Origin of the sequence: Mariniflexile sp. TRM1-10, from assembly GCF_003425985.1 — a bacterium.
GTDB lineage: Bacteria > Bacteroidota > Bacteroidia > Flavobacteriales > Flavobacteriaceae > Mariniflexile.
In genome coordinates this window covers 275,958-292,142 of the sequence record NZ_CP022985.1, presented here as the reverse complement: position 1 = coordinate 292,142, position 16,185 = coordinate 275,958, and the positions used below count along the sequence as shown (strand labels likewise).

The 16,185-nt window shown below is 33.5% G+C and carries 16 protein-coding genes and 1 tRNA gene; 11 read left to right on the top strand and 6 right to left on the bottom strand.

Going from position 1 to position 16,185, the window contains the following annotated elements:
- Positions 1–98 precede the first annotated feature (98 nt).
- The 3 genes from CJ739_RS01425 to CJ739_RS01415 all read left to right on the top strand — a co-directional run bounded on the left by CJ739_RS01425 (position 99) and on the right by CJ739_RS01415 (position 1,010).
- Positions 99–170 (top strand) — tRNA-Glu (locus CJ739_RS01425).
- 27 nt (positions 171–197) lie between these two features.
- A complete protein-coding gene (rpsT, locus tag CJ739_RS01420) occupies positions 198–449 on the top strand; it encodes a 30S ribosomal protein S20 (RefSeq protein ID WP_117172286.1) in 252 nt (83 codons plus the stop codon).
- A gap of 207 nt (positions 450–656) precedes the next feature.
- Complete coding sequence (locus tag CJ739_RS01415) at positions 657–1,010, top strand: hypothetical protein (protein ID WP_117172285.1); 354 nt, start codon at positions 657–659, stop codon at positions 1,008–1,010.
- A 366-nt stretch (positions 1,011–1,376) separates the two neighbouring features.
- On the opposite strand, the gene rho is transcribed toward CJ739_RS01415, so the two are convergent.
- Positions 1,377–3,050 carry a transcription termination factor Rho gene (gene rho, locus CJ739_RS01410; RefSeq protein ID WP_117172284.1) on the bottom strand — a complete coding sequence of 558 codons (1,674 nt, stop codon included), beginning with the start codon at positions 3,048–3,050 and terminating at the stop codon, positions 1,377–1,379.
- 196 nt (positions 3,051–3,246) lie between these two features.
- On the opposite strand from rho, the gene CJ739_RS01405 reads away from it, so the two are divergent.
- Positions 3,247–3,657: a DUF4293 domain-containing protein gene (locus CJ739_RS01405; protein WP_117172283.1), complete on the top strand. Its 411-nt coding sequence runs from the start codon at positions 3,247–3,249 to the stop codon at positions 3,655–3,657.
- A 186-nt stretch (positions 3,658–3,843) separates the two neighbouring features.
- Here the strand turns inward: CJ739_RS01405 and CJ739_RS01400 are convergent, their stop codons facing one another.
- Entirely contained in the window at positions 3,844–4,272 is a 429-nt protein-coding gene (locus CJ739_RS01400) for an FKBP-type peptidyl-prolyl cis-trans isomerase (protein WP_117172282.1), read from the bottom strand.
- A gap of 415 nt (positions 4,273–4,687) precedes the next feature.
- Positions 4,688–5,179 carry a metallophosphoesterase family protein gene (locus CJ739_RS01395; RefSeq protein ID WP_117172281.1) on the bottom strand — a complete coding sequence of 164 codons (492 nt, stop codon included), beginning with the start codon at positions 5,177–5,179 and terminating at the stop codon, positions 4,688–4,690.
- Positions 5,180–5,804: 625 nt separating this feature from the next.
- Here CJ739_RS01395 and CJ739_RS01390 point away from each other — a divergent pair.
- The 3 genes from CJ739_RS01390 to CJ739_RS01380 all read left to right on the top strand — a co-directional run bounded on the left by CJ739_RS01390 (position 5,805) and on the right by CJ739_RS01380 (position 9,770).
- Positions 5,805–7,091 carry a vWA domain-containing protein gene (locus CJ739_RS01390; protein WP_117172280.1) on the top strand — a complete coding sequence of 429 codons (1,287 nt, stop codon included), beginning with the start codon at positions 5,805–5,807 and terminating at the stop codon, positions 7,089–7,091.
- 166 nt (positions 7,092–7,257) lie between these two features.
- Complete coding sequence (truA, locus tag CJ739_RS01385; protein WP_117172279.1) at positions 7,258–8,001, top strand: tRNA pseudouridine(38-40) synthase TruA; 744 nt, start codon at positions 7,258–7,260, stop codon at positions 7,999–8,001.
- Complete coding sequence (locus CJ739_RS01380; protein WP_117172278.1) at positions 8,001–9,770, top strand: ABC transporter ATP-binding protein; 1,770 nt, start codon at positions 8,001–8,003, stop codon at positions 9,768–9,770. The genes truA and CJ739_RS01380 overlap by 1 nt, the downstream gene beginning before the upstream one ends.
- On the opposite strand, the gene CJ739_RS01375 is transcribed toward CJ739_RS01380, so the two are convergent.
- The 3 genes from CJ739_RS01375 to folP form a co-directional block, all read right to left on the bottom strand.
- On the bottom strand, positions 9,767–10,552 hold the full coding sequence (locus CJ739_RS01375; protein WP_117172277.1) for a diadenylate cyclase: 786 nt from the start codon (positions 10,550–10,552) through the stop codon (positions 9,767–9,769). The genes CJ739_RS01380 and CJ739_RS01375 overlap by 4 nt on opposite strands.
- 201 nt (positions 10,553–10,753) lie before the next feature.
- Positions 10,754–11,443, bottom strand: a complete 690-nt coding sequence (locus CJ739_RS01370; protein ID WP_117172276.1) for a hypothetical protein — start codon at positions 11,441–11,443, stop codon at positions 10,754–10,756.
- Between the two features lie 74 nt (positions 11,444–11,517).
- Positions 11,518–12,342, bottom strand: coding sequence for a dihydropteroate synthase (gene folP, locus CJ739_RS01365; protein WP_117172275.1), 825 nt, complete (start codon positions 12,340–12,342; stop codon positions 11,518–11,520).
- 161 nt (positions 12,343–12,503) lie between these two features.
- Between folP and CJ739_RS01360 the strand changes: the two genes are divergently transcribed.
- The 4 genes from CJ739_RS01360 (at position 12,504) to CJ739_RS01345 (ending at position 16,171) form a co-directional block, all read left to right on the top strand.
- Positions 12,504–13,040: a DUF1599 domain-containing protein gene (locus CJ739_RS01360; RefSeq protein ID WP_117172274.1), complete on the top strand. Its 537-nt coding sequence runs from the start codon at positions 12,504–12,506 to the stop codon at positions 13,038–13,040.
- Positions 13,041–13,273: 233 nt separating this feature from the next.
- Positions 13,274–14,368 carry a BT_3928 family protein gene (locus CJ739_RS01355; RefSeq protein WP_117172273.1) on the top strand — a complete coding sequence of 365 codons (1,095 nt, stop codon included), beginning with the start codon at positions 13,274–13,276 and terminating at the stop codon, positions 14,366–14,368.
- 203 nt (positions 14,369–14,571) lie between these two features.
- On the top strand, positions 14,572–15,648 hold the full coding sequence (locus CJ739_RS01350; protein ID WP_117172272.1) for an ABC transporter permease: 1,077 nt from the start codon (positions 14,572–14,574) through the stop codon (positions 15,646–15,648).
- 34 nt (positions 15,649–15,682) lie between these two features.
- On the top strand, positions 15,683–16,171 hold the full coding sequence (locus CJ739_RS01345; protein ID WP_117172271.1) for a TlpA family protein disulfide reductase: 489 nt from the start codon (positions 15,683–15,685) through the stop codon (positions 16,169–16,171).
- Positions 16,172–16,185: the final 14 nt, after the last annotated feature.

The following is a 16,185-nucleotide window of genomic DNA, read 5'->3' as shown; positions in this document are numbered from 1 at the left end:
AAACGTTGTGAGTTATTTGAAAAAAGTGATGTAAATTTTTAAATTTTTAAAGTTGTAATTTTAAAAATTAAATTTATCTTTGCGCACTCAAAACAAATGGCCCGTTCGTCTATCGGCTAGGACGCCAGGTTTTCATCCTGGTAAGAGGGGTTCGATTCCCCTACGGGCTACAATTTTTAAAAAAAATAAAGTATAAAATGGCAAATCATAAGTCAGCATTAAAAAGAATTAGAAGTAACGAAGCTAAGCGTTTGGTTAACAAATATCAGCATAAAACAACTCGTAATGCTATTAAAAAATTACGTGAGTTAACTGATAAGAAAGAAGCTGAAGCGTTATTTCCTTCTGTTGTTTCTATGTTAGATAGATTGGCTAAGAAAAATGTTATTCATTCCAATAAAGCAGCTAACCTAAAATCTGGTTTAGCTAAGCACATTGCCACGCTTTAAGAATGTTTTTTTTTATAATATTTAAAAGCTTCTCAATATCGAGAGGCTTTTTTTATGAACTTTTTGCACCTAAAGCAGTGTATTTAGAATTATAAAAGTGGTCAAAATTATAAATGTAAAATCATAGAATAAATAGCGATATTTGATTTCTAAAAATTTAAATTTGCAAATACAAAAAAATTAATTATTCACCTAAATATTACCCTTTTGGAAAATAAAGCAGCACTTAAGTTAATAGATAAAATTCTGAATGATCTTGATAAAACAGGTATCAACACAGATACATTAATTAACGATATTAAAGAATTAAGAACTTATGCCTTAGAAGAGCAAATTCCGCTAGTAGTAAAGGTTCTTAGGCTAACTTATGAGCATATTGAAGAGAACGACTCATTTTTGATTCCTATGCTTGTTGATGAAGATGATGATGTTGAAGTTGAAACAGAGAACGAACCTGTTGAAAGCTTAAAGTATTTAATTGCGCTTATAAAAAATCTTAATAACAGAATAAATATATCTGACTTAAAGGAATATAGAGATCTTTTGAATCAATACAATTAGCAATTGGCAGTTGGCATTTAACAATTGGCAATTAACAATTAATAATTAATCCTGAGCGTTTGCTTGGGATTTTTTTTGCTTTGAAGTGGACGTGAATTGTTGTTGGTTGGGTTTTGTCGATGGTTGTTAGGTTTTGGCTGTTGGTTTGTTGAGTTTTAAATTCTGAATTCTGAATTCTGAATTCTGAATCGTCAATAGTTAATCATTAATCGTAAAACAACTCTGTTTGTAAATAAAAAAGCCTTAACAGAAATTTGCTAAGGCTTTTTAGGTTTAGTTTAATGTTTAGTTAGTTAGCTTCCTTGTGGTTGAAGGAATACTATTGTATTGAATACTTTGTTTATATTGAAAAGTATTCGTTTCGAATTATCCATTCATGGATATTAAAAATTCTTCGTTGTTTCTGGTTTGTTTAAAACGTTCGTTAATGAATTCCATAGCTTCAACAGGGTTCATGTCAGCAAGGTACTTGCGCATTACCCACATGCGTTGTATGGTGTTTTCATCTAATAGTAAATCATCGCGACGCGTGCTCGAAGATGTTAAATCGATAGCAGGGAAAATACGACGGTTCGATATTTTTCTATCCAACTGTAGTTCCATGTTACCAGTTCCTTTAAATTCTTCAAAAATGACTTCGTCCATTTTAGAACCTGTATCTGTAAGTGCCGTAGCGATAATGGTTAAAGAGCCGCCGTTTTCAATATTTCTGGCTGCACCAAAGAAACGTTTTGGTTTGTGTAATGCATTGGCATCTACACCACCACTTAATATTTTGCCAGAGGCCGGTTGCACAGTGTTATAAGCTCTTGCTAAACGCGTAATAGAATCTAAAAGAATTACTACGTCGTGCCCGCATTCTACCAAACGTTTTGCTTTTTCAAGGACAATATCGGCGATTTTAACGTGCTCGTGTGCTTCTTTATCAAAGGTTGAAGATATGACTTCGCCACGTACATTACGTTGCATATCGGTAACTTCTTCCGGACGTTCATCAATTAGTAAAATCATTAAATATACCTCAGGATGGTTGGCAGCAATAGCATTGGCAACATCTTTAAGTAACATAGTTTTACCTGTTTTTGGTTGCGATACGATCATACCACGTTGTCCTTTTCCAATTGGAGAAAACAAATCCATAATTCGCGTAGAAATGGTGCTTTGTTTTTCAGCTAAATTGAATTTTTCTTTAGGAAATAATGGTGTTAAATGTTCGAAAGACACACGGTCTCTAACAACTTCTGGTTTCTGACCATTAATTCTTATGACTTTAATTAAAGGAAAGTATTTTTCACCTTCTTTTGGAGGACGTACGTTTCCTAAAACCGTATCGCCTTTCTTTAATCCGAACAAACGAATTTGCGATTGTGACACATAAATATCATCAGGCGATGATAAATAGTTATAGTCCGATGAGCGTAAAAAACCATATCCATCTTGCATAACATCTAAAACACCTTCACTTTCAATAATGGCATCAAATTCAAAATCTGGTTCGCGGTAACGGTTTCTGGTATCTTTATTTCCAGCATCCACATTCACATTACCATTTTTTTGGTTTTTATGTTGATTTTGATTTTTTTGAGATTGGTTTGGGTTGTGCTCTCTTTTTTGGTTTGCCGGTTTTTGCTGATTGTCGTTTGGACGCTCGTTTTGAACTCTAGGTTTTGGTGGGTTAACTGGCTTATTGTCTTCTTTAGTTTCTTGAGGGGCTTTTTCTGTTTTTTCTATAGGAGCCGCTGCTTTTTCAGCTACAGGTTTTTGCTCTTGTTTTATAGGTGTATTTTTTACAGGCTTTGTAACACGTTGCCTAGGTTTTTTTGGTTCCTTTTTTTCTGTTTTTTCTGTAGTATTAACGGTAGGTTGTGGCGTTGGTTCTACAACGGCTTCAACAGCTTTTGGGTTTGCAGCTTGGTGATCTAGTATTTGATAAACTAAATCCGCTTTTTTTAAAGAACGGTATTTTGGGACGTTCAACTTCTGCGCAATCTCTTGTAAATCAGAGAGTTTCTTTTCGTTTAATTGTGAAATTTCAAACATTGATGTTTAATATAATATGTGTTTAGAATATAAATTAGAGTTATTCTGAAAAAAAATGAATTTTATTCTGAAGAATTAACAACCTCTATGTGTGGTTGTTGAGAATTAATACTGCAATTATACAACTTTATTTTAATTTTTTACATTTATTTTACAAAAGAAACTATTATTTTTGCCATCAATATTATAAATTTATATGTTACAGCGCATTCAAACCGTATACCTTTTAATCGCAGCAATTATATCTGGTGGGTTAATATTTGTATTGCATTTATGGGTTACAAATGAAGACGTTATAGTATATGCAAAAGATAGTTTGTTGTATTTAGGATTGTTTCTTGGGTCGGCATTGCTATCTTTGATAACCATATTTAAGTATAAAAATAGGAAGTCTCAATTTATATTGGGACGACTTAACATCATATTAAACTTTATTTTACTAGGATTTTTTGTGTATCAATCTCTAAATGTATCTGGAGAAACGGCGGTTTCTGAGAAAGGTATTGGGATGCTTCTTCCTATTGTTTCTATCGTGTTTTTGGCTTTAGCCAATAAGGCCATCAAGAAGGATGAAGATCTCGTAAAATCTGTAGATCGATTGCGATAAAACCTAATATCTTAGTAGTATTAGTGCGTTAAAACCCAAGGTGAAAGCTTTGGGTTTTTTTATGCCCAACCCTAACCCTTCCCAAAGGGAAGGGAACACTCGGTTCTGAAAAGGAATACTATTTTTACAATATAATATGCCGAAACAGTGGGCGAGTCCTTCCCTTTGGGAAGGATTTAGGAAGGGCTATTTTATTTCAACAAGTTCTAAATCGAATATTAAATCTTGTCCTGCTAATGGGTGATTAGCATCTATAATAATATGTTCTTCATGAACTTCTGCTACACGAAATTGTATTTCAGTACCGTCAGGTTTTTGTGAAACCAACCCCATACCAACTTCCGGAGTCATATCCTGTGGTAATTGGTCTTTATTTACTTCATGAAACAACTCTTTTTGTATATCGCCATATGCTTCTGCAACAGGAATATGAATTGTTTTTTTCTCATTAACCTTCATGTCTATCATACCTTTTTCAAAACCAGGAATCAGCATACCTTGTCCTAAAGTTATTTCTAACGGTTCTCTTTCCAGTGAACTGTCAAAAACTTGACCATTGCTTAATTTTCCTGTGTAATGAACTTTTACGGTATCATTCTCTTTTACTTGACTCATAAATAATTATGTTTTCTGTTTTTAAATTGTTACAAAACTACAATTTATGAATTGACCGACATAATCTCAGCTTATAAATGCTAAGGTTTGGGAAAACATTAACATAAAAGGAGGGTAAAATAGAAAGAAGCGTACTTTTTAAATCAATAGTGTCCGGTTAAAGGTTCAAGGCTTCGTTAAAAGATAAAGAGGCAATAGACAAGAGGCAATAGAAAATAGAATATAGGTTTGAATGGTAATGAATTGACATTCAAATATTTATTTGTGATTCTGTTTTAATAATCGCTAAGCGGCAAATTAGTATAAAAAGCAAGTTCGCAAATCAATAATCTCTTTAAATGCCATTATCACTGTGTTTGCAGATAATTATAAAAGTTTTATCGGACAACAATGCTTTTAAATTAAGTATTGTGGATTATTTCTGAAACTCGATCACTTCTAAATTATCAATCTTGCTACCATCAATAGTAAAGCGCAACATGGTTCTGGTTTTATGAAAGCCGTGTTTACCCACAGCGCCAGGATTCATGTGCAGTAAACCAAGTTTTTTATCTGGCATCACTTTTAAAATATGTGAATGCCCACAAATAAAAAGTCGAGGCGGATTTGCTCGAATTTCATCACGAACCCGAATGTTATAAGCTTTTGGGTAGCCGCCAATATGGGTTATCCAAACATCGACACCTTCACACATAAACCGATTGTTTTCAGGAAATTCACCTCTAATTTTGGCATCATCAATATTTCCGTAAACAGCACGTAGAGGTTTTAGTTTTTTTATGGCATCGGTAACTTGTAAATCACCAATGTCCCCCGCATGCCAAACTTCATCCGCTTGTTTTACGTATTTTAAAATGGTATCATCTATATAGCTATGTGTGTCGGAAAGTAAAAGTATTTTGGTCATAGAATTTAATGGTAGTGCAGTTTGTAAAGTTATAGATAATTGTTTTAATTTTTTTTGATTGTCCGTTATTAATCATAATGAGCGGGTCTCCTCGAGCGCAGTCGAGAGGTTATTAACTTAACGACTTCAAAATTGGGTCTCGACTGCGCTCGACCAGACAACGATATTCTCTAAATGATTGATTACGGATATACAAATTTTTTTACTGTCTAATGATGATTACTTGCCTTAGAAAAAACGAAAATTCGTTTAGAGCCTGTTTAAATTTATATCAATTGTTTTTCTATGCCCCTTTTTTGCGCCTAATTTCGTTGAAACCTCATCAAATGGCCCTGCCATTATCTTCGATTTCGCCTCATTTTGCATCAAAAATGACCTATAGAAGATCCAATCATACAAATTTAAACAGGCTCTTACTCGCAAAAAAAATATTAAAAACGATATTTTTATCAGTGAAATTTTGTAGCACATAATTTCTGGTTAGGTTTGAAAATGTTTTCACGAACAGATATTGCTGGACAAATTTTTAGCCTTATAGCATGGATTTTATTAGTAATGTAATAAAAAATGTTTTTTGGCGCAACCTTTTGATTTTGTATGTATCTAAAATAAAAAACGTACTATCATGATAAGAATAAACGTATTAATAAGATTGACTTTAATAACAATTGTAATATTTACATATGGTTGTTCAAAAGGTGAAACTCCAATAGGAAAAAAGACAGCAACTGGTAAGACAAGTTTGTTTGAAGAGGTAACTGAACCTGAATCAACTCAAACAGGAGCTATTTTAGAAGGAACGTATTTGTCCTTTGCTTCAGAATCTTCTGTCGGAGGCTCAACTGGAGGTACAGGTGATTGGGGAGGTGGGAATCCAAATGGACAATTCGAACCAGGGGTTTTAACTGCAGGTGAATGGAACGATCTTAATAATTGGGATTTCTGGAATAATTTGTTAAATAATCAGGAGTATTATGAAGATGTAAATAAATGGCATCTTAAAGAAATAGAAAGGTATAGTTTTCTGATTGCAGATAATAAAGGATCATTGGTTGCAAATGCTGAAATCAGTCTTTTTTCTAATCAGGTAGAAGTTTGGAAAACTAAAACAGATAATAACGGAATGGCCACATTATGGTCAGATTTAGAACTTGACGAATTAACTGCCCGCGTTAAATTTGAAGAAACTGAAGCGATTGTTAAAGATGTAAAGGAGTTTGCTACGGGTATTAATAAAGTTACCCTAAACAAAGCTATAGTTAACACACAAATAATTGATATATTTTTTGCAGTTGATGCCACTGGTTCGATGGGAGATGAAATTGATTATTTAAAAGCTGAATTAAATAATGTAATTAAACGGATAAAACAAAACAATCCTTCATTAACCATGCGTTTTGGATCCGTATTTTACAGGGATAAAGGTGATGAATATGTAACCCGTCCTTTTGGTTTCACAGCTGATGAAGCAAGTCTGATTTCTTTTATATCAAAACAGTCTGCTGCTGGTGGGGGCGATTTCCCTGAGGCGGTACATACTGCTATGGATATTGGCATTATGCAAAATTCGTGGAACGACAATGCTTCTACCCGCATCATGTTTCTATTATTAGACGCACCACCACACTATACTCAAGAAGTTATTTCAAGTTTGGAATTAAATTTAATTAAGGCTGCGGAAAAAGGTATTAAAATAATACCAATTACAGCTTCTGGTATAGATAAGGCTACGGAATATTTAATGCGTTCTTTTGCAATATTGACTAATGGAACGTATGTTTTCATAACGGATGATAGTGGAGTTGGTAACGCTCACCTAGAACCTACCATTGGAGAATTTCAAGTTGAAAAATTGAATGATTTAATGGTAAGACTGATTGGTGAATATGTTACAGGGAACGTGAATATTTGATTAATGCAGCATTAAACATATTCATTTACTAAACTTATTATTCTCTAGGTAGCCACAACGAGGGTAACGCCCAAAAAAAATCTTTTAATATTTAATTAAGATTCATGCCTTCGGTGGAATGGCAAAACTGTCTATCTTTGCTTTTCATTAAAAGTAGAGAAACAAATTGCGATATTTTATAGAACTTTCTTACAATGGTAGTGCTTATCATGGTTGGCAAAATCAACCCAAAGCCATATCAGTACAAGAAGTTATTGAAAACGCCTTGACTTTACTTTTGAAAGAAGCCGTTTCCATTATGGGAGCAGGTAGAACCGATACAGGCGTACATGCCAAACAAATGTTCGCGCATTTTGATACGGATGTCCATTTTGATGAAGTTGATTTGGTTTTTAAACTCAATTCGTTTTTGCCAAAAGATATTGCCATTCACGATGTTTTTAAAGTGAAATCTGATGCCCATGCACGTTTTGATGCTTTAAGTAGAACTTATTTGTATAGAATTACTTTAAAAAAGAATGTTTTTAATTTTGATTCTGCTTACTACGTGAAGCAGGATTTAGATGTTGATAAAATGAAAGAGGCTTCAAAAATTTTATGCCAGTATAAAGATTTTCAATGCTTTTCAAAAGTAAATACCGATGTAAAAACGTATTATTGTGACATTATGAGAGCGGAATGGTTTTTTGAAGATGAAGAACTTCATTTTGTTATAAAAGCGGATAGATTTTTACGAAATATGGTACGCTCCATAGTAGGAACCATGGTAAATATGGGGTTAGGTAAAATAGAAAAGGAAGATTTACATGCTATAATAAAATCCAAGAATAGGAGTGAAGCTGGTTTTTCGGTACCAGCACATGCACTTTATTTAATAGAAGTAGAATACCCCAACGATATAAAATTATAATGGCTAAAGTGAAGGAAAATATTTTTGATTTTACATTATTCAAACGCCTGTTTCAATATATAAAGCCCTATCAAGTAATCTTTTTTAGCTTATTAGCTTTGGTTATTTTGTTGGCAATTTTAAGTACGGCAACACCTTACATCACCAAATATGCTATAGATAATAGTATTGCGGTTCAAGAGTCTAAAAGTTTTTTGTTTTATGTGCTTATTATGTTTGCTGTTTTAATTCTACAAACCGTATTTCAATTGGCGTTTATTTATTATGCGGCGTGGTTGGGTCAAAATTTGGTAATGGATGTGCGTGTCAAACTGTTCAACCATTTGCTGAGTTTTAAAATGAAGTATTACGACAATTCTTCGGTAGGTGTTTTAATTACCCGAGCAGTGACCGATATGGAACGTATTGCCGATATTTTTGGACAAGGCTTGTTTACCATTTTTAGGGATTTACTCGCCATGATAGTTGTTTTTGGAGCGATGATTTACATTAACTGGCGATTGAGTTTAATCGTTTTTATCATGTTACCATTACTCATGTATGCCACCCGAGTTTTTCAAAAGTATATGAAAATTGCTTTTGAAGACGTTAGAAATGAAGTGTCTAACCTGAATTCGTTTGTGCAAGAACGCTTAACAGGTATGAAGATTTTACAGATTTTTACACGTGAAGATATTGATTATAAAAACTTTATTGATATAAATGAACGACACAAAAGGGGCTGGTTAAAAACAGTTTGGTACAACTCTATTTTCTTTCCTTTGGCCGATTTGGTGTCGTCCATAAGTATAGGCTTGGTGGCTTGGTACGGTGGTTTAAACATTGTTTTAAGAGGCACCGAAGTATCCCAAGGCGATTTGATTGCTTTTGTTATGTTTATTCCTATGCTGTTTAGACCGCTGCGTCAAATGGCCGATAATTTTAATACGCTTCAAATGGGTATGGTGGCTGCAAATCGGGTCTTTAAGATCTTAGATACCACGTCGCATATAGACGATAAGGGTACACATGTCGCCGAACATTTTAAAGGCAATATCACTTTCCATAAGGTATTTTTTAATTATGTTGACGATGAAGATGTTTTAAAAGGTATTTCTTTTGACGTAAAATCGGGTGAAACCATCGCTATTGTTGGAGCCACGGGTGCAGGAAAATCTACCATCATCAATTTGTTAAATCGTTTTTATGAAATTAAGGATGGTGTTATATCCATTGATGGTATAGATATAAAACAAGTTACCTTAGCATCGTTGCGTACTCAAATTGCGGTAGTTTTACAAGATGTGTTTTTGTTTGCCGATACGATCTTAAATAATATTACCTTAAATAATCCTGAAATTACAGAAGAAGTAGTAACTCAGGCAGCCAAAGAAATAGGGGTTCATAATTTTATTGCCAGTTTGCCGGGAGGTTATCATTATAATGTAAAAGAACGGGGTGTGATGTTGTCTTCGGGTCAGCGTCAACTTATTTCGTTTTTAAGAGCTTATGTTACAAATCCTAGTATTTTGGTGTTGGATGAAGCTACTTCCTCGGTCGATTCCTATTCCGAGCAACTCATTCAAAATGCTACCGATAAAATGACTAAAGGCAGGACCTCTATAGTTATTGCCCACAGATTAGCCACTGTAAAAAAAGCAGATAGAATCATTGTAATGGATGCTGGTGAAATTGTAGAAGAGGGCACACATGCCCAGCTCCTTAAAAAAGAGAATGGGTATTATAAGAACTTATATGAAGTGCAGTTTTTGAAAGAAGAAGTGGTTTAAGCCAAATCTTTCTTAATCATTAAATTTAGCTCTGCTGTATCTTCAAAAACAACAAATTCCCCATCTTTAAAGTATGAAATAGTACCTGTTTCTTCGCTAACTACAAGTGCTAAAGCATCGGTTTTTTCAGTAACTCCAATGCCTGCTCTGTGACGTAAACCAAAACGTTTTGGAATGACTTTTTCATTATTTAAAGGCAGAATAACTCGAGTTGCTTTTATAATATTATTACTCACTATAATGGCACCATCGTGTAAAGGGCTGTTCTTAAAAAAGATACTTTCAATAATAGGTTGCGTCACTTTTATATTCATTTCATCACCACTGGTAGTTAAAAAGTCTAAGTTGTTATTACGCTCAAAAACAATTAAAGCACCTGTTTTTGAATTTCCCATTCTAATACAAGCCGATACAATGGCATCTACATTGGTTTCGTCGCTAGTTTCGGTTTTTAGGAAACTAAACTGTTTGAAAAGTTTCCCTCGTTTACTAAAATTTGTAGACCCAACCATCAATAAAAACTTTCTGATTTCTGGTTGAAATACCACAATTAAAGCAATAATTCCCACTTTCATAAACCCACCAAAAATACCCGAAAGTAATTCCATGTTTAAGAAATTGGTAAGTCGCCACACTAAATAAATAATGATGATACCAATAAAAATGTTAATGGCTACAGTGCCTTTAACCAATTTGTAAGTGTAATAAAGTAGCAATGCTACCAGAATAACATCTATAATATCAACTACAGAGAATTTTAGGAGGTCATTAAAAATTTCCAAGGCACATGGGTTTTGGTAAATTTAGTAAAATAAGATTAGAAGTGGTTTAAACTTTTTCCAATTGGCTAAAAAATCGCCTTTTTTTGCCCACTCTATATCTTTTTTTCTTTCCGTAGCAATGCTATGCAACTCGAAAAAGACTTCGATTGGACAAAAAAAATGACTGATTTTCGCTTCAATCGAAAAAGATTAAACCACTTCTTATTTAAAAATGAATTCGTGGTTTGATGTGGTAACATCTTTTAAATCTAATGTTGATATTATGGATTTAAAAGTTATGTAATCTTGAAATGTTAAATTTTGGTTGAAGCTTAAGATGATTTCAACGGTGTCCAGTTCATTTGCCAGTACACGTTTAATGTCTTTTATTAAATTGGATTTTTTCGAGACCAAAGTACTTAAATCGAAAAGCGGAAACTCTATATAAATATCTTCCGAAGTAGTAAATTCAATTTTCATTTTGTTTGAAAAGTCTAAATTTGAATTTGTTGACACATAATCAAGAAATGATATGTTATGATAAACCACATCTGTAAATTCAATAAACCCTAAGTTCTTTTTGCTGGTATCGTTACAGGTAAAATAGTTTTTGGCATTGTCATTTTTGTGGCCAGCATTTTGTTTTTTCTCCTGTAAAAATTTAATATGCGGAATGGCTTGTTTCAATGTTAACCGTTTATCAACGTTTACTAACCAGTTAGTCGTACTAATCAAATTTTTTCTATTGAATTCTAAGCTATCTGGCAATGTTTCGTCATAAAATAAATAAGCAGCAGATACATCATTAATTTCTGAGATTTCAGAATGGTTTATTTCTGGAAGCTGCACTACCTTATCTTTTCCACATGAAAAGATAAACAGTAAAGTAACAAGCAGTGATATGTTTTTCATAGATTTAGACGGTTAGACGGTTAGATAGTTAGACGGTTAAATGGTTAGAATAAACAATTAAACGATTCAATGATTCAACAATTCAACGACTCAACTAATTTAATGGTTTCCATAGCTTCTTTTACATCGTGAACTCTTAAGATAGACGCTCCTTTTTGTAATGCAATGGTATTTAAAACAGTGGTGCCATTAAGCGCTTCGTTAGGGGTAGTTCCTAAGGTTTTATAAATCATAGACTTTCTGGAAACGCCCACTAAAATTGGTTTTTCAATCATTTTTAATAATTGTAATTGATTTAGCAACTGGTAATTATGTTCTAACGTTTTTGCAAAACCAAAACCGGGGTCTACAATAATATCTATAATTCCTAAGGCTTTGGCGGCTGCGATGCGTTCAGAGAAATAAAATAAAATATCCTTGGTTAAATTGGTGTAATTGGCGTGTTGTTGCATGGTTTGTGGCGTGCCTTTCATGTGCATCATAATATAAGGAACATGTAAATTAGCTACGGTTGGTAACATATTTTCATCTAGTTTTCCAGCAGAAATATCATTAATTAAAGTAGCTCCAGCTTCAATGCATTGTTTGGCAACATCACTTCTAAAGGTGTCAATGGATATTAAAGCCTCAGGGAAGTTTTTTAAAACGGCTTCAACTATTGGTAATATGCGTTGTAGTTCAACTTCTTCACTTACAAAATCGGCATTTGGGCGCGAGCTATAAGCACCAATATCTATAAAAGTGGCGCCTTGATTGAGCATTGATTCTACATGCTTTAAAATGGAAATGCTATTTTTATGAATACCTCCATCGTAAAACGAATCGGGGGTAATGTTTAAAATTCCCATCACTTTTGGTGATGATAAATCAATGAGCTTTCCTTTGCAGTTTATGGTCATTTTGCAGTTCTAAATTCCAGGTTTAAAGTTCAAAGTTAAGTTAAATATCTAAAAATTTGTACATACTTGGGGCATTAAGCTCTAAACATGAAACTTTAAATTGTATAAACTTTGAACTTTAAACTATTTAAGCGAAATTTACGCAAAATTCATTTTATTACATGCAAGATACTTCAAAACAATACGATGCCGTCATTGATATCTGTAAAAGTTTATTTATAAAGAAAATGTCCGATTACGGAAGTGCATGGCGCATCTTGCGTTTGCCATCGCTTACCGACCAAATATTTATTAAGGCGCAGCGTATTCGTGGGCTTCAGCAAAATGCCGTTAGAAAAGTTGATGAAGGAGAAGAAAGCGAATTTATAGGTATTATAAACTATTGCATCATGGCTTTGATTCAGTTGGAAAAAGGTGTGGTAGAGCAACCCGATTTATCAACCAAAGAAGCCACCGAATTGTATGAAAAGCATGTAGCCATTACCAAAAAATTAATGGAAGACAAAAACCACGATTACGGTGAAGCGTGGCGCGATATGAGAGTAAGTAGCTTAACCGATTTAATTTTGCAAAAACTATTACGTGTTAAGCAAATTGAAGATAATAAAGGAAAAACGTTAGTTAGTGAAGGTATTGATGCCAACTATCAAGACATGATTAATTATGCGGTTTTTGCTTTAATTCATTTAAAAAGGTAATAATTTAAAAGGAATGTCACGTTGAGCACAGTCGAAAGGCCTGATATAAAAATTATGAAATCGCCATTAACAATAAGTTTGCTTAAGCAAGCACCTATGAAGAGAAAGCGATAATATATGATCTTTAAAAACAATAAAAACCCATATAGGAAACACCCATGAGAATAGCATTCACGCATACGAGGATGATTATTTAGGGCGTTCCATCTGGCCAAATTAAAATATATAAACAGATGAAAGTATTAGTAAGTATCTCAAGAATTTTAGTAGGTGTTTTATTTATTATTTCTGGTTTAATAAAGCTAAACGACCCGCTAGGGTTTTCATATAAGTTACAAGAATACTTTAGTGTTGATGTTTTAAATCTCCCGTTTTTGGAATCCTATGCCTTAATCATCTCGGTATTAGTTGTCGTTTTTGAAGTGGTTTTAGGGGTGTTTTTAATTATTGGATACAAACCTAAGTTTACTGTTTGGAGTTTGTTGTTAATGATTGTGTTTTTTACATTTTTAACCTTTTATTCGGCTTATTTTGATAAAGTTAGAGATTGTGGCTGCTTTGGTGATGCTTTAAAGTTAACGCCATGGGAAAGCTTTACCAAAGATGTTATTTTATTGGTTTTAATACTCATTTTATTTTTTGGTGTTAAATATATAAAACCAGTTTTTAGTAAATTAACAACTACGGTTTTCGCACTTTTAAGCTTTATTTTCAGTTTTTGGTTGGGTTATCATGTGCTAATGCATTTGCCTGTGGTAGATTTTAGAGCTTATAAAATTGGGAATAATATTTCAGAAGGGATGTCAATTCCAGCCGATGCACCAAAACCAGTTGTAGAATATTATTGGAAGTTTAAAATTAATGGTGAAGAGAAAGTTATCACTACCGATGGTTCGTACCCAGATGTCGAAGGCGATTATATTGGAGTTGAGACCAAAGTTATAGATGAAGGTTACCAACCGCCCGTGGTAGATTTTTCAATAGAAAGCGATGATGAAGATTTAACCCAACAGTTTCTTTCAGAAGAGAATCTTATCATTATTGTTTCATACAACTTAGAAAAAATGGAAAAGGCAGGTGCAGAAAAATTAAAAGCGATGTCTGATGAAGCTATTAAAAAGGGGTATCAAGTTATTGGTTTAACAGCATCAGGTAAAGAAGCAAAGCAACAAATAAAAAAGAAATACCATTTAAATTTCGACTTTTATTTATGCGATGAAAAAGCTCTAAAAACAATAGTACGTTCAAACCCGGGTATTCTAGAGTTAGACAAAGGCACCATCAAACAAAAAGTACATTGGAATGATATAGATGATTTAAAGTTATGAGTTATGAGTTATGAGTTAAAAAGTTAAAAAGTTAAAAAGTGTTTCGACTACCAGCTTTCTATTAAAGGCCCAAACACTACAAACCAACACTCAAGACCAAGACCCAACACTCAAGACCCAAGACCCAAGACCCAACAACCAACAACCAACAACCAACAACCAACAACCAACAACCATCAACCAAACACCCAAAAACCAAAAACCTGATAACCTATCTACTAAATAAAATCACATACGCACTACTCACTTTGTTTGGGGTAGTTACCGTTATTTTCTTTTTATTTAACGTGCTTCCGGGAGACCCCGCACAGATGATGTTGGGACAGAATGAGGGTAGCGAACAATTAGCCATTGTAAAGCAAAAATATGGCTTCGATAAACCCATAAGCACCCAATACTTTTATTATTTGAATGATTTGTCGCCCATATCCTTTCATTCAAAAGACGTTCAAGATTATACCTTTTTAAAAACAGGGAAATACTCAGCAGTAGAATTATTTTCAATTGGTAATACAACAACCGTTTTAAAGTTTCCATATTTACGCGAATCGTTTACCAAACAAGGTAAAAAAGTAAGTGAGGTTTTGGGTGAAACACTCCCAAATACGTTTGTGTTGGCAGTTTCTGCGATAATAATAGCTATGCTTGTCGGTATTTTTTTAGGCATTGTTTCAGCACTTTACAAAGACCGTTGGGTAGATAAAACCATACAGATATTCAGTACGTTTGGTATGAGTGTGCCATCGTTTTTTAGCGCCATTTTATTCGCATGGTTTTTTGGTTTTGTATTGCATAAGTACACAAATTTAGAAATGACAGGAAGTCTTTATGAATTAGACGATTTTGGAGAAGCCAATCATATGAAGTTAAAAAATCTCATACTCCCAGCTATTGTATTGGGTATTCGTCCGTTGGCGGTCGTTATACAACTTATGCGAAATTCGTTGCTGGAAGTCTTTAACCAAGATTATATCAGAACCGCAAGAGCAAAAGGCTTAAGCGAGTTTCAAATTATAAAAAGACATGCTGTTAAAAATGCCCTAAACCCAGTAGTTACGGCTATTTCAGGATGGTTTGCTTCCATGCTGGCAGGTGCTGTTTTTGTGGAGTATATTTTTGGTTGGAACGGACTTGGGAAAGAAATAGTAAATGCCTTAAATACTTTGGATTTACCTGTAATTATGGGTTCGGTGTTAATAATAGCGTTATTCTTCATAATAATTAATATTTTTGTCGACGTCATTTACGTTTGGTTAGATCCTAAGGTGAAATTAGAATAGTTCCTAAGCAGACAGAAATCCCATAAATAGAAAAATGAAAAAAATAAACTACATATTAATCTTCGTCTTGAGTGTTTTAAGTTGTAAAGCACAAGAAACACCTACTAAGTTTTCCGAGGCTGCATTAAACGACACCTTTATTACATTAGATGGAAACTCAATAAGCTTTAAAGAAATTTTAGAAGCAAATAAAGACAAAACCATTTTGGTTGATGTTTGGGCATCGTGGTGTAAAGATTGTATTGGTGGTATGCCTAAAGTTAAAAATCTGCAAAAAGCCCATAAAAATGTGACCTATGTATTTTTGTCTTTAGATAAAACCCAGGAAGCTTGGAAAAAAGGCATTGAGAAATATAATGTGCAAGGGCAACATTATTTTATGCAATCTGGTTGGAAAGGCCCTTTTGGTGAATTCATTCAATTAGATTGGATCCCCAGATATATGGTAATCGGCCAAAACGGAAAAATAAACTTGTTTAAAGCTATTGAAGCTGACGACATAAAAATTAAAAAGATATTATAAAACTTAATAAAAAA